Source organism: Sphingomonas tagetis (assembly GCF_024211275.1).
Lineage (GTDB): Bacteria > Pseudomonadota > Alphaproteobacteria > Sphingomonadales > Sphingomonadaceae > Sphingomonas > Sphingomonas tagetis.
In genome coordinates, this window is sequence record NZ_JAMLDX010000018.1 from 65,278 (window position 1) to 88,120 (window position 22,843).

General features: G+C 65.4%; 23 protein-coding genes. All 23 read left to right on the forward strand.

Annotated features, from left to right (window positions below):
* The first annotated feature begins 105 nt into the window (after positions 1 to 105).
* Positions 106 to 3,075, forward strand: coding sequence for a TonB-dependent receptor plug domain-containing protein (locus M9978_RS18650; protein WP_254295890.1), 2,970 nt, complete (start codon positions 106 to 108; stop codon positions 3,073 to 3,075).
* Positions 3,076 to 3,174: 99 nt separating this feature from the next.
* Positions 3,175 to 4,197, forward strand: coding sequence for a L,D-transpeptidase family protein (locus M9978_RS18655; RefSeq protein ID WP_254295892.1), 1,023 nt, complete (start codon positions 3,175 to 3,177; stop codon positions 4,195 to 4,197).
* A complete protein-coding gene (locus M9978_RS18660; RefSeq protein ID WP_254295894.1) occupies positions 4,194 to 4,781 on the forward strand; it encodes a M23 family metallopeptidase in 588 nt (195 codons plus the stop codon). Before M9978_RS18655 ends, M9978_RS18660 begins: the two co-directional genes overlap by 4 nt.
* A gap of 73 nt (positions 4,782 to 4,854) precedes the next feature.
* The gene (gene efp / locus M9978_RS18665; protein ID WP_254295897.1) at positions 4,855 to 5,418 is read left to right on the forward strand and encodes an elongation factor P; all 564 of its coding nucleotides are present in this window, start codon (positions 4,855 to 4,857) and stop codon (positions 5,416 to 5,418) included.
* Between the two features lie 140 nt (positions 5,419 to 5,558).
* Positions 5,559 to 6,374, forward strand: coding sequence for an inositol monophosphatase family protein (locus M9978_RS18670; RefSeq protein ID WP_254295899.1), 816 nt, complete (start codon positions 5,559 to 5,561; stop codon positions 6,372 to 6,374).
* Positions 6,371 to 7,258: a YncE family protein gene (locus M9978_RS18675; protein WP_254295901.1), complete on the forward strand. Its 888-nt coding sequence runs from the start codon at positions 6,371 to 6,373 to the stop codon at positions 7,256 to 7,258. Before M9978_RS18670 ends, M9978_RS18675 begins: the two co-directional genes overlap by 4 nt.
* 98 nt (positions 7,259 to 7,356) lie before the next feature.
* Entirely contained in the window at positions 7,357 to 7,731 is a 375-nt protein-coding gene (ndhC, locus tag M9978_RS18680) for an NADH-quinone oxidoreductase subunit A (protein ID WP_254295904.1), read from the forward strand.
* Positions 7,728 to 8,285, forward strand: a complete 558-nt coding sequence (locus M9978_RS18685) for a NuoB/complex I 20 kDa subunit family protein (protein WP_436977202.1) — start codon at positions 7,728 to 7,730, stop codon at positions 8,283 to 8,285. Before ndhC ends, M9978_RS18685 begins: the two co-directional genes overlap by 4 nt.
* A complete protein-coding gene (locus M9978_RS18690) occupies positions 8,282 to 9,184 on the forward strand; it encodes an NADH-quinone oxidoreductase subunit C (RefSeq protein ID WP_254295906.1) in 903 nt (300 codons plus the stop codon). The genes M9978_RS18685 and M9978_RS18690 overlap by 4 nt, the downstream gene beginning before the upstream one ends.
* On the forward strand, positions 9,184 to 10,419 hold the full coding sequence (locus M9978_RS18695; protein ID WP_254295908.1) for an NADH-quinone oxidoreductase subunit D: 1,236 nt from the start codon (positions 9,184 to 9,186) through the stop codon (positions 10,417 to 10,419). Before M9978_RS18690 ends, M9978_RS18695 begins: the two co-directional genes overlap by 1 nt.
* Positions 10,416 to 10,589: a hypothetical protein gene (locus M9978_RS18700; protein ID WP_254295910.1), complete on the forward strand. Its 174-nt coding sequence runs from the start codon at positions 10,416 to 10,418 to the stop codon at positions 10,587 to 10,589. Before M9978_RS18695 ends, M9978_RS18700 begins: the two co-directional genes overlap by 4 nt.
* Complete coding sequence (locus tag M9978_RS18705; RefSeq protein ID WP_254295912.1) at positions 10,586 to 10,921, forward strand: nuclear transport factor 2 family protein; 336 nt, start codon at positions 10,586 to 10,588, stop codon at positions 10,919 to 10,921. Before M9978_RS18700 ends, M9978_RS18705 begins: the two co-directional genes overlap by 4 nt.
* Positions 10,921 to 11,589, forward strand: coding sequence for a complex I 24 kDa subunit family protein (locus M9978_RS18710; RefSeq protein WP_254295915.1), 669 nt, complete (start codon positions 10,921 to 10,923; stop codon positions 11,587 to 11,589). The genes M9978_RS18705 and M9978_RS18710 overlap by 1 nt, the downstream gene beginning before the upstream one ends.
* Positions 11,586 to 11,756 carry a hypothetical protein gene (locus tag M9978_RS18715; RefSeq protein WP_254295917.1) on the forward strand — a complete coding sequence of 57 codons (171 nt, stop codon included), beginning with the start codon at positions 11,586 to 11,588 and terminating at the stop codon, positions 11,754 to 11,756. The genes M9978_RS18710 and M9978_RS18715 overlap by 4 nt, the downstream gene beginning before the upstream one ends.
* Before the next feature lie 94 nt (positions 11,757 to 11,850).
* Positions 11,851 to 13,155 carry an NADH-quinone oxidoreductase subunit NuoF gene (gene nuoF / locus M9978_RS18720; RefSeq protein WP_254295919.1) on the forward strand — a complete coding sequence of 435 codons (1,305 nt, stop codon included), beginning with the start codon at positions 11,851 to 11,853 and terminating at the stop codon, positions 13,153 to 13,155.
* Complete coding sequence (gene nuoG, locus M9978_RS18725; protein WP_254295921.1) at positions 13,155 to 15,161, forward strand: NADH-quinone oxidoreductase subunit NuoG; 2,007 nt, start codon at positions 13,155 to 13,157, stop codon at positions 15,159 to 15,161. Before nuoF ends, nuoG begins: the two co-directional genes overlap by 1 nt.
* The gene (gene nuoH, locus M9978_RS18730; protein WP_254295923.1) at positions 15,158 to 16,213 is read left to right on the forward strand and encodes an NADH-quinone oxidoreductase subunit NuoH; all 1,056 of its coding nucleotides are present in this window, start codon (positions 15,158 to 15,160) and stop codon (positions 16,211 to 16,213) included. The genes nuoG and nuoH overlap by 4 nt, the downstream gene beginning before the upstream one ends.
* Positions 16,210 to 16,695 carry an NADH-quinone oxidoreductase subunit NuoI gene (gene nuoI / locus M9978_RS18735; RefSeq protein WP_254295925.1) on the forward strand — a complete coding sequence of 162 codons (486 nt, stop codon included), beginning with the start codon at positions 16,210 to 16,212 and terminating at the stop codon, positions 16,693 to 16,695. The genes nuoH and nuoI overlap by 4 nt, the downstream gene beginning before the upstream one ends.
* A gap of 30 nt (positions 16,696 to 16,725) precedes the next feature.
* On the forward strand, positions 16,726 to 17,352 hold the full coding sequence (locus M9978_RS18740; protein ID WP_254295927.1) for an NADH-quinone oxidoreductase subunit J: 627 nt from the start codon (positions 16,726 to 16,728) through the stop codon (positions 17,350 to 17,352).
* Positions 17,349 to 17,654, forward strand: coding sequence for an NADH-quinone oxidoreductase subunit NuoK (nuoK, locus tag M9978_RS18745; protein WP_254295929.1), 306 nt, complete (start codon positions 17,349 to 17,351; stop codon positions 17,652 to 17,654). Before M9978_RS18740 ends, nuoK begins: the two co-directional genes overlap by 4 nt.
* Positions 17,654 to 19,759, forward strand: coding sequence for an NADH-quinone oxidoreductase subunit L (gene nuoL / locus M9978_RS18750; protein ID WP_254295931.1), 2,106 nt, complete (start codon positions 17,654 to 17,656; stop codon positions 19,757 to 19,759). The genes nuoK and nuoL overlap by 1 nt, the downstream gene beginning before the upstream one ends.
* Positions 19,756 to 21,312 (forward strand): NADH-quinone oxidoreductase subunit M, encoded by a 1,557-nt coding sequence (locus M9978_RS18755; protein ID WP_254295933.1) that lies wholly within the window; start codon positions 19,756 to 19,758, stop codon positions 21,310 to 21,312. The genes nuoL and M9978_RS18755 overlap by 4 nt, the downstream gene beginning before the upstream one ends.
* Entirely contained in the window at positions 21,312 to 22,766 is a 1,455-nt protein-coding gene (gene nuoN / locus M9978_RS18760) for an NADH-quinone oxidoreductase subunit NuoN (RefSeq protein ID WP_254295936.1), read from the forward strand. Before M9978_RS18755 ends, nuoN begins: the two co-directional genes overlap by 1 nt.
* Positions 22,767 to 22,843: the final 77 nt, after the last annotated feature.

The window sequence follows — 22,843 nt, forward strand, 5'->3', positions numbered from 1 at the left end:
TTTTCGCATTTGCTAACGATGGCGGGGCGTGGTTAGTTTCGCTTGTTTCGATTTCGACGCGGCGCGGGAAACGCCGCAGATGCGAACGAACCATAGGGGGCTCATATGAAGTTGAAGGCAGCGCTGTTCCTTTCCGCGTGCTCGTTCGTCCAGCCGGTGCTGGCGCAAGAGGCGCCGACCACGGCGGCGCCGGTGGCGGAGGAGAGCGGTGAAGCCATCCTCGTCACGGGATCGCGCATCAAGCAGAACCCGAACGACAGCGCATTGCCGCTGCAGGTGATCGGCGCGGCCGAGATCGAGCGCAACGGCATCAGCAGCCCCGAGCAGCTGATCATGTACCTCAGCACCAACGGCAGCGCGGCGGACAACCTCGCGTCGAACGGCGACGTCACCTCGGGCGCGCAGCGCGGTACCAACGGCTTGTCGGCGGCGAACCTGCGCGGGCAGGGCAGCGCGGCGACGCTGGTCCTGCTCAACAACCGCCGCGTCGCGGCGCACGGGCTTCAGGGCGGCGCGGTCGACGTCAACCAGATCCCGTTCGCGGCGATCGAGCGGGTCGAGGTGCTCAAGGACGGCGCGTCGGCGATCTATGGCACCGACGCGGTCGGCGGCGTGATCAACTTCATCACCAAGACCGATTATCAGGGCGTCGGCGCGCAGGGGTTCGTCGACATCCCCGAGCATGGCGGCGGCGAGATCTACCGGCTCTCGGCTATCGCCGGCTTTGGCGACCTGAACGAGCAGGGCTTCAACGTGATGGGCGCCGTCTCGTACAGCTGGAACAAGATCCTGCGCGGTCTGGATCGCGATTTCGTCAACACCAACCAGCCCAACAAGGGGCTGTCCGCCGACACGCGCGGCGCGCCGATCGCGACCGTATTCGGCCTCAATGGCGGTGCGTGGTTCCCGACCGGCACGCTGTTCGGGAATACGACCGGCGCGGGGCAGATCCTCTCCCCGCGCAACGGGCAGCGCGTCGAGGGCGCCAACATCCTCGACCTGCCGGGCGGCGCCGGATGCAGCACGGTCGAGGGCATGATGCCCTATGACGAGCAGATCTGGTCGAGCGCGACGCTCGATCGCAGCTATGGCTGCGCCTACGACACCGGCCGTGCCGCCGTGATCCAGCAGCCGATCGACACGCTGACCTATTATGGGCGGGCGATTGCGCGCATCGCCGAGGATCATCGCATCTCGCTCGAGATCACCGGATCGAAGGCGAGCTCGGCGAAGAGCTTTTCGGAAAATCAGATTTCGAGCAACGCGACCAACCTCGCGACACTCTATCCGCTGAACGCGCTGACCGCTTCGACCTATAACGACGTCTATGACCGGCTCGCGGCGGTGTTTCCCGGGGTCGGCGCGGTCGGGGATCGCATCGTCGATGCGGTGGGCAATTACGGCAAGCCGATCGCCTATCGCTGGCGCTGCATCGCCTGCGGGGTGCGCGAATACCAGACCGACACCGACACGATCCGCGTCGCGCTCAACCTCGAAGGGCCGCTGTTCGGGCGCTGGGATTACAATGCCGGCGCGTCCTATGCGAAGAGCGAGTCCGCGTCGGTGCTGGGCACCGGCTATCATTATCGCGGCACGCTGGGCGCCACCTCGGCGATCGACACCCGCGTGCCGATCGCGCCGGGCGCGACCGAGCCGGGCCTTGTCGGCGTGCTCAAGGCGGGGCTGCTCAACCCGTTCAGCCTGACTCAGACGGCGGCAGGCATGGCGGCGCTCGATGCGGTGTCGGCTTATGGCGCGACGCTCTATGGCGGCCGCTACGAGGTGAAGCAGCTCGATTATTCGATCTCGGGTCCGCTGTTCCCGCTATGGGGCCGCGACATCCAGCTGGCCGTGGGCATCGACTATCGCCGCGAGACCTATACGTTCAACGGCTCGACCGCGGGCGATGCGTCGTCGCCAGTGATCTACAACGCCGCGTTCGACAACATCAACGCGCTCACGCCCAAGAATCGTGACGTGAAGGCGGCCTATGCCGAAATGCTGATCCCGCTGTTCAAGGGGTTCGAGCTGACGCTGGCCGGGCGCATCGACGACTATACCGGTTTCGGCACCACCAAGAATCCGAAGGTGTCGTTCAAATACCGGCCGGTCGACATGCTGATGTTCCGCGGCTCGTACAACACCAGCTTCCGCGTGCCGTCGTTCAACCAGATCTTCAACGGCATCACCATCTCGCCCTATGCCGGCAACGACCTGGTCGATCCGGTGCTGTGCCCGAGCGGGATCGTCAGCACGACCAATCCGTCCTGCTTCCAGATTCCCGCCAACACGGTCAACTTCTTCACCGGCGGCAACATCGATCTGGGGCCGGAAACCGCCGAACAGGCGAGCTTCGGCGTGGTGTTCGAGCCGGCGCCGCGGTTCAGCGCGTCGGTCGACTGGTGGATGATCAATGTCGAGAACACGATCCAGGATTTGAGCCTGCGCCAGCTGCTCGACAATGCGGCACTGTTCCCCGAGCGCTTCCTGCGCGTGAACAATGTGCTGGTGGCGTTCGACCGCCGCTGGATCAATGCCGGCGCGCGTGAGACGCAGGGCATCGAAGTCTCGCTGCGCGGCGGGGTCGATCTGGCGAACGGGGTGCTCTCGGCCGGGCTCGACGGAACCTATCTGCTCAAGAAGCGCGAGAAGCTGACCCCGACCGCGCCGTGGAGCGCGAGCCAGATCGGCATCTTCACCTTCACCGGCGATCTCGGCCTCCGCTGGAAGCACAATGCCTTCGTCAGCTTCGCGAACGACGATTTCGCGCTCAACGTCACGCAGATCTTCCGCAAGGGCTATCGCAACTTCCAGCTGCCGGGCATCGCCGCCGGGCTGGTGCGGCCGGACGTCGAGCGGTTCGTGAAGGATTACGTCACCTACAACTTCTCGGTCAGCTATCTGGGCCTTGGCCCGGCGTACAAGCTGACCCTGGGCGTGCGGAACGTGTTCGACACCGACCCGCCGTTCGCGGTCACCTATGACACCAACACCGGTGCGGGCAGCTCGTGGGAGCCGCGCGTCGGGGATCCGCGCGGACGCTCGTTCACGGTTTCGGCGGAAGTGAAGTTCTGACCGGCCCGGCGGGGCATTGCCCCCGCCCGGGGTTGCGTGATTGCAACAAAGCCCGCACGTCGGCCGTTCATCCCCTTGTAACAAGAGGAGAGTGGCCGCGTGCGGGCTTTGATATTTGCGGCGATGGGTGTGACGGCGCTGGGGTTCGGTTTGCCGGCGGCGGGGCAGGGTGCGCCCCAATCCAAGCCTGCGGCGGCGAAGCCTGCGCTCGACCGCGACGTGTTGCACGTTCAGGTGATCCTCGACCATCTCGGCTTTTCGCCCGGCATTCTCGACGGGCGCGAGGGGCAGTCGCTGACCGCGGCGCTGCGCGGCTATCAGATCTCGCGGCAGTTGCCGGTGACCGGCAAGATCGACCAGCGCACGCTGGAATCGCTGCACGAGCATCGCGCGGTTCGCCCGACGCGGATCGTGCGGTTGACGCCCGAGATGCTCGCCGGGCCGTTCATCCGGCCCTGGCCGAAGGAACCGCAGGCGCAGGCGAAGCTCAAGACGATGGGCTATCGCTCGGCGATCGAAAAGCTGGCGGAGATGTTCCACACGACGCCGCAAGTGCTGATCGAGCTGAATAGCCCGGAAACGCGGCTGGCCGTCGGGGTGCCGGTACAGTTTCCCGGGGTGAACCCGGCGGCGGGCGGCTATCCCGCTGACATCAAACCCGAATGGCGCAAAACACTGGCGGACCTCAATGTCGGCGGCGCGCAGCCCAAGGCGGCGCGCATCGTGGTCGACAAGTCCGACAAGGTGCTGCGCGTGTTCGGCAAGGACGGCAAGCTCGCCGCGCAATTCAGCGTCACCACCGGCAGCACCAAGGATCCGCTGCCGATCGGCAGCTGGAAGATCAACGGCGTCTCCCCCAATCCCGACTTCCACTATAACCCCAAGCTGTTCTGGGACGTTTCGGACAAGAAGCCCGATGCGCTGCTGCCGCCCGGTCCCAACAGCCCGGTCGGCGTGGTGTGGATCGACCTCAACAAGGAGCATTACGGCATCCATGGCACGCCGGAGCCGCAGACGATCGGGCGGACCGAAAGTCATGGCTGCATCCGCCTGACCAATTGGGACGCGGCGCGGCTGGCGCTGATGGTCGATGCGGGGACGACGGCGGTGTTCCAGGAATGAGCGTGCTGCGGGTGGTCGGATGGACGCTGCTCGCCGGTGTTGCGGGGATCGTCATCTTTCTTGCCGCGACGATCCGCGTGGTCGAGCCGCAACCCGAGGCGCCTGATGCCCCCGCGCCGCCGCAACGCGCCGCTTTCTCGCGGTTCCTGGTGCCGGTCGAGGGGGTCGAGTATCGGTCCCTTCGCAGCAACTGGGGCGAGGTGCGCGGCGGCGGCACGCGCGCGCATCAGGCGCTCGACATCATGGCCCCCGCCGGGGCACCGGTGGTCGCCGCCACCGACGGCATTGTCGAGAAGCTCTATTTCTCGAAGGGCGGGGGCGGGATCGCGCTCTATCAGCGCGCCGCGTCCGGCGATCTGATGCTCTATTATGCGCATCTGCGCGCCTATGCCGTGGGCATGGCCGAGGGGCGGCGGGTGCGCGCGGGCGAGACGATCGGCTATGTCGGCGACACTGGCAATGCGGGCGCGGGCAATTATCACCTGCATTTCGCGGTCGCGCGGATGACTCCGGGCGAGCGCTGGTGGCAGGGGACGCCGATCGATCCCTATCCGCTGCTTGCGGGCGCGCGGAAGGGCGGCTAATGCGCGCGCTTGTTTTGCCGTCGAAGGGGACTTCGACGGTTGGTGTTCTTTCTCAGCACTGTAGGCGATCCCCATGAAGATCAGCGGCGTGGACATCCGTCCCGGCAACATCATCGAATATGAAAACGGCATCTGGCGCGCGGTGAAGATCCAGCACACCCAGCCGGGCAAGGGCGGCGCCTATATGCAGGTCGAGTTGAAGAACCTGCGCGACGGCCGCAAGAACAATGTCCGCTTCCGTTCGGCCGAGACGGTCGAGCGCGTGCGGCTGGACACCAAGGATTTCCAGTTCCTGTATCCCGAGGGCGACACGCTCGTCTTCATGGACAAGGACACCTATGAGCAGACGACGCTGCCGCGCGACCTGCTGGGCGATGCCGCCGCGTTCCTCCAGGACGGCATGGACGTGGTGATGGAGCTGTACGACGAGGAAGCGATCAGCGTGCAGCTGCCCGACACGATCGAGGCGACGATCGTCGAGGCCGACGCGGTGGTGAAGGGGCAGACCGCCTCGTCGAGCTACAAGCCCGCGATCCTCGACAATGGTGTGCGCATCATGGTCCCGCCGCACATCGCCAGCGGTACGCGCATCGTGGTCGATGTGTATGAGCAGACTTACGTGCGTAGGGCTGATTGATTTGTCTTAGCCCCTCCCCTTCAGGGGAGGGGTTGGGGTGGGGCCGTGCCCCGCTCCAAAGCGCCAGCGAGGGCATCGAGCCCTCGCCGTAGCTACCCCACCCCTAGCCCCTCCCTTGCAGGGAGGGGGAGAAAGTTGAAATGGTTTCCCACTCCGGCCTCATCACCGTCATGGAGCGTGCCGCGCGCAAGGCGGGGCCGCGGCTGCGGCGTGACTTCAACGAGGTCTCGCACCTCCAGGTCAGCCGCAAGGGGCCGGCCGATTTCGTGTCGATGGCCGACAAGCGCGCCGAGGACACGCTGATCGAGGAGCTGCAAAAGGCACGGCCCGACTGGGGCTTCCTGGTCGAGGAACGCGGCCAGATCGCCGGCGATCCGAACAAGCCGCGCTGGATCATCGATCCGCTCGACGGCACCAGCAACTTCCTGCACGGCATCCCGCATTTCAGCATGTCGATCGCGGTCGAGGACCCGTTCGGCAGCCAGGGCAAGCCCGAGATCACGCACGGCTATATCTACCAGCCGATCACCGATGAGAGCTTCTGGGCCGAAAAGGGCCGCGGCGCGTGGCTGCAGGACCAGCGGCTGCGCGTGTCGGCGCGCAAGGACCTGCCTGACGCGCTGATCGCCACGGGCATCCCGTTCCTGGGCCATGGCAATTTCAGCGAGTGGAGCCGCATCTTCGGCGCCATCGCGCCCGAAGTCGCCGGCATCCGCCGCTTCGGCTCCGCCGCGCTCGACCTCGCATGGGTCGCGGCTGGGCGTTACGATGGCTTCTGGGAGAGCGGGTTGCAGCCGTGGGACATCGCGGCCGGCATCCTGATCGTCAAGGAAGCGGGCGGCTTCGTCACCGATTTCCGCGGGCAGGAGGTCAATCTGGCCAAGGGACAGGTGCTCGCCGCCAATGACGCGTTGCAGTCCAAGCTGCACAAGCTGCTGGCGAACGCGCTGCGGTGATCCGCGCGGGGGCATGGCTGCTCGTGCTGACGGCGCCGGCGGATACGCCCGAGACGGTGTTTTCAGCGCCCGAAGAGCACCGGCTGGTCGAGGGTATCGCCACCGACGGTGATTTCATCTGGCTGTCGAGCGTGCTCGATCGCGTGATCATGGCCAACACCACCGGCATGACCGGCCGCTTCGTCATGCCGCGTGGCACGCTGCACCCGATGGGGCTGGCATGGGACGCGAAGCGGGGCTGGCTGTGGGTGGCGACCGACTGTCCCGACCTTCCCGGCGTGGCCAGGTGCGACAGCGGCGCGCTGGTCGCGCTCGACCGCAAGGGGCGGTTGAAGGCGAAGGTCTCGCCCGGCAGCGGCTTCCATCCCGGCGACGTTTCGGCGGAGCGCGGTCGGGTGTTCGTCTCCGATGCGCAGAACGGCGCGGTCTATCGGCTGAACGGGCGGAAGCTCGACGCGCTGATCGCGCCGGGCGTGGGGCGGTCAGCGCAGGGCACCGCGCTGACGCCGGACGGCAAGTCGCTGGTGGTCGCCGATTATGGCCGCGGCGTCGCCGTTGTCGACCTCGCGACCAAGGCGCGCACGCTGCTGCCCATGGCCGATGGCAAGCCGTTGCGCGGCATCGACGGACTCGTCCGCGCGGGCGACGATTATTACACCGTTTATAACGGCAGCAGCCCGGCCTCGCTGATCCGCTTTCGCGTCGATCGTGCGGCGATCGACGCCAGCGTCGTCCATCGCGGCACGCCATTGAACGACCCAACGCAGATCGCCTTCGACGGCAAGCGATTGCTGGTCGTCGCCGACGCCGGATGGCCGTCTGCGAGCAAGCCAGGCGCGCCGCCGCGCGGGTCGGGGACAGTGGTGGCGTTCCCGTTGAAATAGCGGCCTAGTTGCGAGTGATTCTCAAGGGTTTCCGCCCTTGTCCACGCACCCCTGTCGGCCTAAAGCGGCGCCAAGATTCCGCAACCGCGAGAGCCGTTTTGGTCGACCTGTCAGAATATCTGCCGATCCTGCTGTTCCTTGGGGTCGCACTGGTGCTGTCGAGCGCCTTTGTGTTCCTGCCGATGATCGCGGCGCGCTTTACCGGGGCGCATCAGCCGACGCCGGAAAAGCTCACCGAATATGAGTGCGGTTTCCCCGCGTTCGAGGATTCGCGCAGCCAGTTCGACGTGCGCTTCTACCTCGTCGCGATCCTCTTCATCATCTTCGACCTCGAAGCGGCGTTCCTCTATCCCTGGGCGGTCACGGTGTTCGACCTGGGCTGGGCGGCGTGGATCTCGATGATGATCTTCATCGGCGAACTCGCGCTGGGCCTGGCCTATGCGTGGAAGGTCGGCGCGCTGGATTGGGAATGATAGACGTGAACCAGACTTCTCCGATCCTGAACGCCCAAGGCCAGCCGATGGTGGCGCCCGACCAGACGTTCTTCAACGACCTCAATGGCGAGCTCAACGACAAGGGCTTCCTCGTCACCTCGACCGAGGATCTGTTCCAGTGGGCGCGAACGGGCTCGCTGTGGTGGATGACCTTCGGCCTTGCCTGCTGCGCGGTCGAGATGATCCATGTGAACATGCCGCGTTACGATATGGAGCGCTTCGGCGCCGCGCCGCGCGCCTCGCCGCGCCAGTCGGACGTGATGATCGTCGCGGGGACGTTGTGCAACAAGATGGCCCCGGCGTTGCGGCGGGTGTACGACCAGATGTCGGAGCCGAAATACGTCATCTCGATGGGCTCGTGCGCCAATGGCGGCGGCTATTATCACTATAGCTACAGCGTGGTTCGCGGGTGCGACCGGATCGTGCCGGTGGACATCTATGTCCCCGGCTGCCCGCCGACTGCCGAGGCGTTGCTCTATGGCGTGATGCAGTTGCAGCGGAAGATCCGCCGGATCGGCACGGTGACGCGGTGAGGGCGCCGGCTCCTAAATACGCCGCCAATGACGGCGTGATCGCGGCCGCGCGCGCGGCGCTCGGCGACATGCTGATCGAGGCGACCGATCTGGTCGGCGAGATCAACCTGACCGTCGACCGCACGCGATTGCCGCAAGCGATGATTGCGCTGCGTGATGGTGCGATGCTGCAATATCAGGCGCTGATGGAGATTGCGGGCGTCGACTATCCGGCGCGGGCCGAGCGGTTCGACGTTTGCTACATGCTGCTGAGCTATACCCGCAATCACCGCATCCGCGTGCGCGTGACGACGGACGAGGTGAAGCCGGTGCCGTCGGTCACCTCGATCTGGCCGGTCGCTGGCTGGCTCGAGCGCGAGGTGTATGACATGTACGGCGTGCTGTTCGAGGGCAATTCGGACCTGCGCCGCATTCTGACCGATTACGGCTTTCGCGGGCATCCGCAGCGCAAGGACTTCCCGCTGTCGGGCTTTGTCGAGCTGCGTTATTCGGAAGAGGCGAAGCGCGTGGTGTATGAGCCGGTGCAGCTGGCGCAGGACTTCCGCAATTTCGACTTCATGAGCCCGTGGGAAGGCGCGCAGTACGTGCTGCCGGGCGACGAGAAGGCCGCGCCTGCGCCCGCCGCAGCGCCCGTGCCGCCGCCGCCGGCTGCACCGCAGGCCAAGGGCGCGCCGTCGCCGGTGACCGCCGATCAGGTGGTCAAGGCCGACGCCTCGACCAAGCCGGTCAAGGCGCGCGTGACCAAGCCCAAGACCAGCGACGGCCCGGCGCAGACCGGCGCCGGCAAGACGTCGCCCAAGGCCGGGCCGAAACCCGCCGATCCCGATGTGGTGAAGAAGCCCCGCAAGCCCGTGACGAAGGCCGCAAAGCCGCGCGCGAAGAAGGGGGATGAGGCATAATGGCCGATTATCTCGACGAAATCGCGGGCACGACCAGCGCCAGTGACCCCTCAGTCGGCGACACCGAGATCGCCAACTACACGATCAATTTCGGCCCGCAGCATCCGGCGGCGCACGGCGTGCTGCGCCTCGTCACCGAGCTGGACGGCGAGATCATCGAGCGGATCGATCCGCATGTCGGCCTGCTCCACCGCGGCACCGAGAAGCTGATCGAGTACAAGACCTACACGCAGGCGCTGCCATATATGGACCGCCTCGATTACTGCTCGCCGCTGGCGATGGAGCACAGCTTCGTGCTGGCGGTCGAAAAGCTGCTCGACCTCGAGGTGCCGATCCGCGCGCAGTATCTGCGTGTGTTCTTCGCCGAGCTGACGCGCATCTGCAATCACATGCTGAACCTCGGGTCGCATGTGATGGACGTCGGCGCGATGACGCCGAACCTGTGGATGTTCGAGATCCGCGAGGACTGCCTCAACTTCTTCGAGCGCATGTCCGGCGCGCGCATGCACCATAATTACCTGCGGCCCGGCGGCGTGCATCAGGACGTGCCGCTCAAGCTGCTGGCGGACATCGCCGACTGGCTCGACACGCGGCTGCCGCGGCTGTTCGGCGATGCGATTTCGCTGGTCGCCGAGAACCGCATCTTCAAGCAGCGCAATGTCGACATCGCCATCGTCAGCCGCGACGATGCGGTGAAATGGGGTTTTTCCGGCCCGATGATCCGTGGCGCGGGCCTGCCCTGGGACCTGCGCAAGTCGCAGCCCTATGACGTGTACGACCGCATGGATTTCGAGATTCCGGTCGGCACGCGCGGCGACTGCTATGACCGCTTCATGGTCCGCGTCGAGGAAGTCTATCAGTCCGCGCGCATCATGAAGCAGTGCCTGAACGAGATGCCCGACGGGCCGATCGCCAGCCTCGACCGCAAGGTGGTGCCGCCCAAGCGCGCCGAGATGAAGCAGTCGATGGAAGCGCTGATTCATCACTTCAAGCTCTATACCGAGGGCTTCCACGTCCCGGCGGGCGAGGTCTATGTCGCGACCGAAAGCCCCAAGGGCGAGTTCGGCATCTACATGGTCAGCGACGGGTCGAACAAACCCTATCGATGCAAGATCCGCCCGACCGCGTTCAGCCATTTGCAGGCGATGGACTTCATGTCGCGCGGGCACATGCTGGCGGACATCACGGCGATCCTTGGCGCGATGGATATCGTGTTCGGGGAGTGCGACCGGTGAACGCTTTTCCGATCTGGGTCTATGTCGCGGTCGCCGCGGCGATCGCACTGGCTGCATTTGCCGTCGGGCAGATCGCCTCCGGCGCCGGCGTGATGGTTGTCGCCATCGCAGCACCGATGTGGGTCGTCTATTCGGTGCGCCTCCAGCGCAAGGCGGGGGCTGGCCGATGAGCGCCCGCATCGCGACCGCGCACGAGATGATCGCGCGCTACAACGCGCAGGACGCCGACGCCTATGTCGAGCTGATGACCGACGACGCGTGCGAGGCGGGCTATCGCGGCGCGGTGCTGCGCGAGGGCAGGGAAGGCGTGCGTTCGGGCCTGAAGGCCATGTTCGCGCAATTCCCGCAGAACCGCGCCGATATCCTCACCAGCTATGAACTGGGCGAGACGGTGTTGCTGCACGAAAAGGTCAGCCGCGCGCCCGATGGCGAGCAGTTCGAGGTCATGTCCATCTACACGTTCAGCGGTGACAAGGTGAACCGCGTGGAGTTCATCCGCTAATGGCCGACGCAAAGCCAATCGAAGACACGCCCGAGTTGCGGGCGCGCTGGGGCGGGTTCGCCTGGACGGCGGAGAACGCCGCCAAGGCCGCGATCATCCGCGCGCGCTATCCCGAAGGGCGGCAGCAGAGCTGCACCATCCCCTATCTCGACCTGGCGCAGCGTCAGGTCGGCGCGGAGACGGATACGCAGGGCTGGCTGCCGATCCCGGTGATCGAGTTCGTCGCGCGCGAACTCGACCTGGCGGTGATCCGCGTGCTCGAGGTCGCGACCTTCTACACGATGTTCAACTTGCATCCGGTCGGGAAATATCATGTGCAGGTGTGCGGCACGACGCCATGCTGGCTGCGCGGGTCGGACGATGTCTTCGCGGCGTGCAAGAATCGTGGGATGGCCAAGGGCAAGACCACGCCCGATGGCCTGTTCACGCTGACCGAGGTCGAGTGCATGGGCAATTGCGCGTCGGCACCGATGGTCCAGATCAACGACGATAATTACGAGGACCTCGACTACGACCGCACCGTCGCGATCCTCGACGCGCTGGCGCAGGGCAAGTCGCCCAAGGCGGGCACGCAGGAGCCGGGCCGGCACACGGTCGAGCCGCTGGGCGGGCCGACCAGCCTCAAGGAAATGGTCTCCGCGAACCACGACTACAGGAGCGACTGGTGAGCAAGAACACGATCGTCACCATCCTTGCCGTGATCGGCGGGATCGTCGTCCTTGGCTGGGTGCTCAAGCTCGCCTTCAAGCTGTTCGTGCCGCTGCTGCTCGTCGGCGTGGGCGTCGCGATCTACCTCGCGGTGAAGGACAACAAGCGTATCGGGGGGCCGAAGTGAACGTCGCGGTCTGGGTGGCGATCTTTGCCGCGTTCCTCGGCGCCGGCGTCTCGATCATTGTCGCGTTGCAAGCGCAGAAGAAGGGCAGCAACTGATGCTCGCCGACAAGGACCGCATCTTCACCAATCTCTACGGCTATCAGCCGTGGAACCTGTCAGCTGCGCTCAAGCGCGGCGACTGGGATAATACCAAGGCGCTGCTGGCGCTCGGCCCGGACACGATCATCGAGAAGATCAAGGCGTCGGGCCTGCGCGGGCGCGGCGGGGCGGGCTTTCCGACCGGCATGAAATGGTCGTTCATGCCCAAGAACCCGACGCCCGAGCGGCCGAGCTTCCTGGTGATCAACGCCGACGAATCCGAACCGGGTTCGTGCAAGGATCGCGAGATCATCCGTCACGATCCGCACAAGCTGCTCGAAGGCGCGCTGGTCGCGGGCTTCGCGATGCGCGCGCGGGCGGCGTACATCTATATCCGCGGCGAATATATCCGCGAGGCCGAGACGCTGTTCGCGGCGATCGAGGAAGCTTACGCCAAGGGCCTGCTGGGCAAGAATGCCTGCGGCTCGGGCTATGATTTCGACGTGTTCTGCCATCGCGGCGCGGGCGCCTATATCTGCGGCGAAGAAACCGCGATGATCGAGAGCCTGGAGGGCAAGAAGGGCCAGCCGCGGCTCAAGCCCCCATTCCCGGCGGGTGCGGGGCTGTATGGCTGCCCGACAACGGTCAACAATGTCGAGAGCATCGCGGTTGCCCCGACGATCCTGCGCCGCTCGCCCGAATGGTTCGCGAGCTTCGGCGCGGAGAACAACCGCGGCACCAAGCTGTTCCAGATCAGCGGCCATGTCGAAAAGCCGTGCGTGGTCGAGGAGGCGATGAGCATCCCGTTCCGCGAGCTGATCGAGAAGCATTGCGGCGGTATCCGCGGTGGCTGGGACAATCTGCTCGCGGTGATCCCCGGCGGATCGTCGGTGCCGTTGGTGCCGGCCGAGCAGATCATCGACGCGCCGATGGATTTCGACGGGTTGAAGGCGGTCGGATCGGGCCTCGGCACCGCGGCGATCATCGTCATGGACAAGTCGACCGACATCGTCGCCGCGATCAGCCGGATCAGCTATTTCTACAAGCATGAGAGCTGCGGCCAGTGCACCCCGTGCCGCGAAGGCACCGGCTGGATGTGGCGCGTGATGGAGCGGATGCGCACCGGCGACGCCGACATCAGCGAGATCGACACGCTCTACAATGTGACGAAGCAAGTCGAGGGCCACACGATCTGCGCGCTCGGCGACGCGGCAGCGTGGCCGATCCAGGGGCTGATCAAGCATTTCCGGCCCGAGATGGAGCGGCGGATCACCGAGAAGCAGGGCGGCGGTCTGTCGTCGATGCAAGAGGCAGCCGAATAATGCCCAAGGTTACCGTAGACGGGATCGAGGTCGAAGTCCCCGCCGGCGCCACCGTGCTGCAGGCGTGCGAGGCCGCGGGGAAGGAAATCCCGCGCTTCTGCTATCACGAGCGGCTGAGCATCGCCGGCAATTGCCGCATGTGTCTGGTCGAGGTGAAGCCGGGGCCGCCCAAGCCGCAGGCGTCGTGCGCGCTGCCCGCCGCGGACAATCAGGAAATCCGCACCGACAGCGCGATGGTGAAGGCCGCGCGCGAGGGCGTGATGGAGTTCCTGCTGATCAACCACCCGCTCGACTGCCCGATCTGTGATCAGGGTGGCGAGTGCGACTTGCAGGACCAGTCGGTCGCTTATGGGCGTGGCCATAGCCGCTACACCGAGAACAAGCGTGCGGTGACCGAGAAGTATATGGGTCCGATCGTCAAGACGGTGATGACCCGCTGCATCCAGTGCACCCGCTGTGTGCGCTTCGCCGAGGAAGTGGCGGGCGTCGAGGAGATCGGCGCGATCTATCGCGGCGAGAACATGCAGATCACCTCCTATCTGGAAAAGGCGGTCACGTCCGAGCTGTCGGGCAATGTCGTCGATCTGTGCCCGGTCGGCGCGCTGACGAGCAAGCCCTATGCGTTCGAGGCGCGGCCGTGGGAGCTCAAGAAGACGCTCGCGATCGACGTGATGGACGCGGTCGGCACCAACATCCGGATCGACAGCCGCGGGCGCGGCGTGCTGCGCGCGCTGCCGCGGATCAACGAGGACGTGAACGAGGAATGGGCGCACGACAAGACGCGCCACCATGTCGACGGCCTCTCGCGCCGCCGCCTCGACAAGCCCTATGTCCGCCGTGACGGCAAGCTGGTTGAAGCGACGTGGGACGAGGCGTTCGCCGCGATCGAGGTTGCGGCTGCGGGCGCAGGGAACAAGGTCGCCGCGATCCATGGCGACCTGCTCGATTGCGAGACGATCTTCGCCGCCAAGGCGCTGGTCAAGTCGTTCGGCTCGGACCTGCTCGAAGGCCGCCAGACCGGCATGGCCTATGACACCTCGTCGCTGAGCGCGGTCAATTTCAACACCACCATCGCGGGCGTGGAAGAGGCGGACGTCGTGCTGCTGGTCGGCACGAACCTGCGCTGGGAAGCGCCGCTGGTGAACACCCGCGTGCGCAAGGCGATCAAGAAGGGCGCGAAGGTCTTTGGCATCGGGCCGGAGGTCGACCTCACCTACAAGGCGACGTGGCTCGGCAACGATCTGAGCCTGCTCGGCAAGCTGCCCAAGGCCGCTGCGGATGCGTTCAAGGACGCCAAGCGACCGATGGTGATCGTCGGCGGCGCGGCGCTTAAGAACGGGCATGGCGCGGCATTGGCGCTGGCGAAGAAGCTCAATCTGGTGCGCGACGGCTGGAACGGCTTCAACGTGCTGCATTTCTCGGCGGCGCGGATGGGCGGGCTGATGCTCGGTTTCGCGAGTGCGGGCGGCATCGCCGACATCGTCGCGGCGGAGCCCAAGCTGACCTTCTTCCTCGGCGCGGACGAGGTGGATTTCAGCAAGTTCGCCAACAGCTTCAACGTCTATATCGGCCATCATGGCGATAAGGGCGCGCATGCGGCGGACGTGATCCTGCCGGGCGCGAGCTATGCCGAGAAGGCCGGCACCTACGTCAACCTCGAAGGGCGCGTGCAGCGCGGCGACAAGGCCGTGTTCGCGCCGGGCGACGCGCGCGAGGACTGGACGATCCTGCGCGCGCTGTCGGACAAGCTTGGCAAGACGCTGCCGTTCGATACGTTCGAGCAGCTGCGCGCGGCGATGGTCGCGGATACGCCGGCGCTGGCGAATGAGGGGTTGGCGAGCTTCGAGTGGAACCCGCCGGCGCTCGACGCCAAGGGGTCGGGCGAGGTCAGCTATCCGATCGCCGACTTCTACCTCACCAACGCCATCTGCCGCGCCTCGCCGACGATGCAGCGCTGCTCGGCCGAACTGATCCACGGCCAGGACTTCGCGGAGGCCGCGGAATGACCGACTTCTTCCAGAACACCATCGGCTTGCCCTATGGCTGGGCGTGGTTTGTGGCGACCATCGCCGGAATCCTGCTGATCGCGCTGCCGCTGATGCTGGCGGTCGCGATGATCATCTATGCCGACCGCAAGATCTGGGCGGCGATGGCGCTGCGCCGTGGCCCTAACGTGGTTGGCCCGCTCGGCCTGCTGCAATCGTTCGCGGACGGACTCAAGGTCTTCCTGCAGGAAACGATCATCCCGTCGAGCGCCAACAAGGGCCTGTTCCTCCTCGCGCCGATCATCACCTTCACCGTCGCGTTGATCGTATGGGCGGTGGTGCCGTTCCAGGCGGGCGTGGTGCTGTCGAACATCAATGTCGGCCTGCTCTACATCCTCGCCGCCTCGTCGCTCGGCGTGTACGGCATCATCCTGGCGGGCTGGTCGTCCAACTCCAAATACCCCTTCTATTCAGCGATCCGCGCCGCGGCGCAGATGGTGTCGTATGAAGTGTCGATCGGCTTCGTGCTGATCGCGGTGGTGCTGTGGGCGGGGACGTTCAACCTGTCGGGCATCGTCGACCAGCAGCAGGGCCATGTCCTCGGCCTGCTCAACGGCTTCGGATTCAACCCGCTGCTGTTCCCGATGGCGGTGGTGTTCTTCATCTCCTCGCTCGCCGAGACGCAGCGCGCGCCGTTCGACCTGACCGAGGCGGAAAGCGAGCTCGTCGCCGGCTATCAGACCGAATATTCGTCGATGGCGTTCGCGCTGTACTGGCTCGGCGAATATGCCAACGTCATCCTGATGTGCACGCTCAACGCGACGCTGTTCTGGGGCGGGTACCTGCCGCCGATCGACTGGGCGCCGCTCTACGCCGTGCCAGGCATCATCTGGCTGTTCGCCAAGATCCTGTTCTTCTTCTTCCTGTTCAGCTGGGTGAAGGCGACCGTGCCGCGCTATCGCTACGACCAGCTGATGCGGCTGGGCTGGAAGATATTCCTGCCGCTGTCGCTGATCTTCGTGTTCCTGATTTCCGGGTATCTGATGCTTACCCGCGTTGGAGTCCCCGCATGAGCGTCGCCCAACTCGTCCGTTCGTTCACCCTGTGGGAGTTCGTGAAGGCGCACGCCCTGACCCTGAAGTATTTCTTCAAGGCGAAGGCGACGATCAACTATCCCTATGAGAAGAACCCGCTCTCGCCCCGTTTCCGCGGCGAGCATGCGCTGCGCCGTTATCCGAATGGCGAAGAGCGCTGCATCGCGTGCAAGCTGTGCGAGGCGATCTGTCCGGCGCTGGCGATCACGATCGAGGCCGAGCCGCGCGAGGACGGCAGCCGCCGCACGACGCGCTACGACATCGACATGACCAAGTGCATCTATTGCGGGCTGTGCGCCGAGGCGTGCCCGGTCGATGCGATCGTCGAGGGGCCGAATTTCGAGTTCGCGACCGAGACCCGCGAGGAGCTGATCTATCACAAGGAAAAGCTGCTCGCGAACGGCGACCGGTGGGAGCGCGCGATCGCCGCGAACCTTGCCGCCGATGCACCGTACCGTTAAGCGCGCCGGACCAAAGGGGCCTGTGATTCCGTGATCCAAGCAATCGCCTTTTATCTCTTCGCGACGGTGGTGATCCTGTCCGCCGCGATGACGATCACCGCGCGCAACCCGGTGCATTCGGTGTTGTGGCTGATCCTGGCGTTCTTCAACGCCGCCGGGCTGATGGTGCTCGCGGGAGCCGAGTTCATCGCGATGCTGCTCGTCATCGTCTATGTCGGCGCGGTCGCGGTGCTGTTCCTGTTCGTGGTGATGATGCTCGACATCGATTTCGCCGAGCTGCGCGCCGGGTTCGTGCGCTACGCGATGTTCGGCCTCGCCATCGCGCTGGTGCTGCTCGCCGAAGTGGTGATCGGCGTCGGCGCCTGGAATGCCGGCGGCGTCGATCTCGCCAGCCGCGTCGCGCCGGTCGATGCCGGGACGGCGCTCGGTAGCCGCCCGAACATCGAGGCGATGGGGCTGCTGCTCTACACGCGCTATCTCTACATCTTCGAGGCCGCCGGCTTCGTGCTGCTGGTCGCGATGATCGGCGCGATCGTCCTCACCCACCGCCAGCGCGGCGGGGTGCTGAAGCAGAATGTGTCGCGGCAGATCAACCGCCGCCAGAAGGACGCGACCCGCATGGTCAACCAGCCCGTCGGACAGGGGGTGGAGCTGTGATTGGCCTGACCCATTACCTCGTCGTCAGCGCGATCCTGTTCACGATGGGGGTGCTCGGCATCTTCCTCAACCGCAAGAACCTGATCATCATCCTGATGGCGATCGAGCTGATCCTGCTGTCGGTGAACCTCAACCTGGTGGCGTTCAGCGCCGCGCTCAATGATCTGGTCGGCCAGATCTTCGCGATGTTCGTGCTGACCGTCGCGGCGGGCGAGGCGGCGATCGGGCTTGCCATTCTTGTCATCTACTTCCGCGGCCGCGGCACGATCTCGGTCGATGACGTCAATCGGATGAAGGGCTGATGTCAGCGATCCATTTCATCGTTTTCCTGCCGCTGCTCGCGGCAGTGGTCGCCGGTTTCAGCAATCGCGCGTTCGGCACGGTCTTTCCCAAGGCCGTGACCACCGGCGCGTTGTTCATCGCTGCGGCGCTGAGCTGGAAGATCTTCCTTGGCTTCCTGCTGTATCCGGTGCCGGCGGACGCTGTGGCCTACGGCGCCGATGCCCTCCCGGGCGGCGCGTATGTCGCGCAGGTGTTCACCTGGATGCGTTCGGGCGATCTTGACGTCAGCTGGGGCCTGCGGGTCGACAGCCTAACCGCGGTGATGCTCGTAGTGGTGACGAGCGTCTCGAGCCTCGTCCATCTGTATAGCTGGGGCTATATGGACGAGGATCCGGACCAGCCGCGCTTCTTCGCCTATCTCTCGCTGTTCACCTTCGCGATGCTGATGCTGGTGACCGCCGACAACCTGCTGCAGATGTTCTTCGGCTGGGAAGGCGTGGGTCTCGCCAGCTATCTGCTGATCGGTTTCTGGTTCAAGAAGCCATCGGCCAACGCCGCAGCGATCAAAGCGTTCGTGGTCAACCGCGTCGGCGATCTCGGTTTCATGCTCGGCATCTTCGGCGTGTTCCTGGTGTTCGGGACGATCTCGATCCCCGAGATTCTCGAAGCCGCGCCGGGCTATGCCGGCAGCACGATCGGATTCCTGGGCTATCGCCTCGACACGCTGACGATCCTCTGCCTGCTGCTTTTCATCGGCGCGATGGGCAAGTCGGCGCAGCTTGGCCTGCACACCTGGTTGCCCGACGCGATGGAAGGCCCGACCCCGGTGTCGGCGCTGATTCACGCCGCGACGATGGTGACTGCGGGCGTGTTCATGGTGTGCCGCCTGTCGCCTTTGTTCGAGCAGGCGCCGGTCGCACTGGGCTTCGTCACCTTCATCGGCGCCGCGACCTGCCTGTTCGCAGCGACGGTCGGCACGACGCAGACCGACATCAAGCGCGTGATCGCCTATTCGACCTGTTCGCAGCTCGGCTACATGTTCTTCGCCGCGGGCGTCGGCATGTACGGCGCGGCGATGTTCCATCTGTTCACCCACGCCTTCTTCAAGGCGCTGCTGTTCCTCGGCGCGGGCTCGGTGATCCATGCGATGCACCATGAGCAGGACATGCGTTACTATGGCGGGCTGCGGAAGCACATCCCAGTCACCTTCTGGACGATGCTGGCGGGCACGCTCGCGATCACCGGCGTCGGCATCTACTGGCTGCATGCCGGGTTCGCGGGCTTCCATTCGAAGGACGCGATCCTCGAAGCGGCCTATGCGGCGGGCGGGGGCGGGCAGGGCGCGTTCTGGGTCGGCGTATTCGCAGCCCTGCTGACCAGCTTCTATTCCTGGCGCCTGATGTTCCTGACTTTCTGGGGCAAGCCGCGCTGGACCCAGTCCGAGCATATCCAGCACGCGCTGCATCATCCGCACGAACATGACGAGCCGAGCCATGAGGATGCGGGCCATGGCGCACATGACGATCACGCGCATGCGCACGCCGATCATGGCGACGGCACCGGCGGCTATCATCCGCATGAAAGCCCGCTGCCGATGCTGATCCCGCTGCTGGTCCTGAGCATCGGCGCGGTGTTCGCCGGGTTCGCGTTCAACAAGTTCTTTATCCAGCCCGAGGCCGGCGAGATCTTCTGGAAGGGCGCCGTCGCGTTCGACGAACATCTTGCCCATGCGATGCACGAAGTGCCGCTCTCGGTGAAGCTGTCGGCGACGATCGTGATGCTGCTCGGCCTGTTCGGTGCGTGGGTGGCGTACATCAAGTCGCCGACCATCCCCGCGCGCTTCACCGCGACGTTCGAGCTGCTCTACAAGTTCCTGCTCAACAAATGGTATTTCGACGAGCTGTACCATGTGCTGTTCGTGAAGCCCGCCTTCTGGTTCGGCCGCATCTTCTGGAAGAAGGGCGACGAGGGAACGATCGACCGGTTCGGGCCGAACGGCTCGGCGGCGGCGGTCAAGTTCGCGGGCGTGTGGAGCGCGAGGCTCCAGTCGGGATATGTCTATAGCTATGCGTTCGTCATGCTGATCGGCCTGACTGCAGCCGTTACCTGGGTGATCGCGCGATGAGCGGCATTCTTTCCATCATGCTGATCGTGCCGCTCGCCGCGGCGGTAGCGTGCCTGTTCGTCGGCGCCAGTCAGGCGCGCTGGATCGCGCTCGGCGCGACGCTGATCGACCTCGTCCTTGGCGGCGTGCTGTGGGCCAATTTCGAGATTGGCGGACCGCAATGGCAGTTCGTCGAGAACGTCCCGCTGTTCGGGCGCTTCGCCTGGGCGCTGGGCATCGACGGCTTCGCGCTGCTGCTGATCCTGCTCTCGGTCTTCCTGATGCCGATCTGCATCGGCGCGAGCTGGGAGGCGATCACCGAGCGCGTCCAGGAATATATGGCGGCGTTCCTGATCACCGAAGTGCTGATGATCGGCACGTTCGCGGCGCAGGACATCTTCCTGTTCTACGTCTTCTTCGAGGCCGGCCTGATCCCGATGTTCCTGATCATCGGCATCTGGGGCGGGGCGAACCGCATCTACGCGTCGTACAAGTTCTTCCTCTACACGCTGCTCGGCTCGCTGCTGATGCTGATCGCGATGATGTATATGAGCATCACCGCGGGCACGACGTCGATCCCCGAGCTGATGGCCTATGACTTCCCGGCGCATGTCCAGACCTGGCTGTGGCTGGCCTTCTTCGCCAGCTTTGCGGTGAAGATGCCGATGTGGCCGGTCCATACCTGGCTGCCCGACGCGCACGTTCAGGCGCCGACCGCGGGGTCGGTGATCCTGGCGGGCGTGCTGCTGAAGCTCGGCGGCTATGGCTTCCTGCGCTTTTCGCTGCCGATGTTCCCCGAGGCGTCGGCGCAGCTGATCTGGCTGGTGTTCGGGCTGTCGTGCATCGCGGTGGTCGTGACCTCGCTGATCGCGCTGGTGCAGAACGACATGAAGAAGCTGATCGCCTATTCGTCGGTGGCGCACATGGCGATCGTGACGATCGGGCTGTTCACCTTCAACCGGCAGGGGATCGAGGGCGCGATGATGGTGATGCTGGGCCACGGCCTGGTGTCGGGCGCTTTGTTCCTGTGCGTGGGCGTGATCTACGATCGGCTGCACACGCGCGAGATCGACCGTTATGGCGGGCTCGCGATCAACATGCCCAAATATGCCGTGCTGTTCATGCTGTTCACGATGGCGTCGGTCGGCCTGCCGGGGACGAGCAACTTCGTCGGTGAGTTCCTCGCGCTGATGGGCGCGTACAAGGTTTCGACCCTGACCACGCTGATCGCGACCACCGGCATCATTCTCGGCGCGGCGTACATGCTGTACCTCTACCGCCGCGTCGTGTTCGGCGAGCTGGTCAAGGACGACGTCAAGGCGATGCCGGACCTCAGCAAGCGCGAAATGGCGCTGCTCGCGCCGATCGCGGCGGCGGTGCTGTGGATGGGCGTGTACCCTGAGAGCTTCCTCGCGCCGATGCGCAACGACGTCGCGACGTTGCTCGCGCGGATCGAACGCGCGCGGCCGGCGGGTGACAGCCAGCCGACGCCGGGCAATCCGATCGCGGCGGCCAAGGCTGCCGAACCGAAGAAAGCCGAACATGCTGATGACGCTCAGGGGGCGGCGCACTGATGGATTACGCCGCTAACCTTTCGATGGTGCTGCCCGAGGTGGTGCTGAGCCTCGGCGGGCTGGTGCTGATGATGGTCGCCGCCTGGGGCGGTCAGGCCGTCTCGCGCGCGGTGAGCTGGGTGTCGGTCGCGGTGCTGCTCGGTGCGGGGATCGCGCTGTTCGGTCCGGCCTCGGCCGGCGGCACGGCGTTCGACCGGCTGTACAATGCCGACCTGTTCGCGGCCTTCGCCAAGGTGCTGATCTTCTTCGCCGCGGCGATCTCGATCATCATCGCGCCGCGCTTCTTCGCGCGGACGAGCGGCGAGGATCTGCGGCCCGAATATCCGATCCTGATCCTGTTCGCCGCGGCGGGCATGGGCATGATGGTCTCGGCGAACGACTTGCTGACGCTCTATGTCGGGCTCGAGCTTAACAGCCTCGCTTCCTATGTGCTGGCGAGCTTCATGCGCCGCGACGTGCGCTCGGCTGAGGCGGGGTTGAAGTATTTCATCCTCGGCTCGCTGGCGTCAGGCATCCTGCTCTACGGCATCAGCCTCGTTTACGGGTTCAGCGGCACGACGATCTTCGGCGACATCGCGACGGCCTATGCGGGCGCCGAGGGCTCGGCCAAGATCGGGCTGCTGTTCGGCCTGGTGTTCGTGTTCGCCGGTCTTGCGTTCAAGATGTCGGCGGTGCCGTTCCACATGTGGACCCCGGACGTTTACGAGGGCGCGCCGACGCCGGTGACGACCTTCTTTGCCAGCGCGCCCAAGGTCGCGGCGATGGCGCTGTCGGTGCGCGTCGCGATCGAGGCGATGGGGCCGGTGACCAGCGACTGGCGGCAGATCGTGATCTTCGCCGCGCTCGCGTCGATCGTGCTCGGCGCGGTGGCGGCGATCGGGCAGCAGAACATCAAGCGGCTGCTCGCTTACTCGTCGATCAACAATGTCGGCTTTGCGCTGATCGGCCTCGCCGCCGGCACCGCCGAGGGAGTGGCGGGCGTGCTGACCTACCTCACCATCTATGTCGTGATGACGCTGGGCAGCTTCCTCGTCGTGCTGCAGATGCGCGATGCGAGTGGCCAGCCGGTCGAAAGCATCGCGAGCCTGTCCGGCCTTTCGCGCACGCGGCCGGCGCTGGCGGCGGCGCTGGCGATCTTCATGTTCAGCCTCGCGGGCATCCCGCCGCTGTTCGGCTTCTGGGCGAAGTTCGCGGTGTTCGAGGCGGCGGTGAAGGCCGATCTGTTCGCGCTCGCGGCGATCGGCATCGCGGCCTCGACGATCGGCGCCTTCTATTATCTCAAGATCGTCAAGACGATGTATTTCGACGCGCCCGCGCCGGCCTATGCGCCGGGCGACAGCCGCCTCGAAGGCGGGCTGATCGCCGCGGCGGCGCTGTTCGTCTCGCCGCTCGGCTATCTGCTGATCCCGGTGCTCGGCGCGTGGTCGCTGGCCGCCGCCCGGACACTTTTTTGACGAGGTCTGCGGCACCGGCCCGCTCCCCCACCCGGCCACCCACATCGTATCCTGAATGGGTGGCCGGGTGGGGGAGC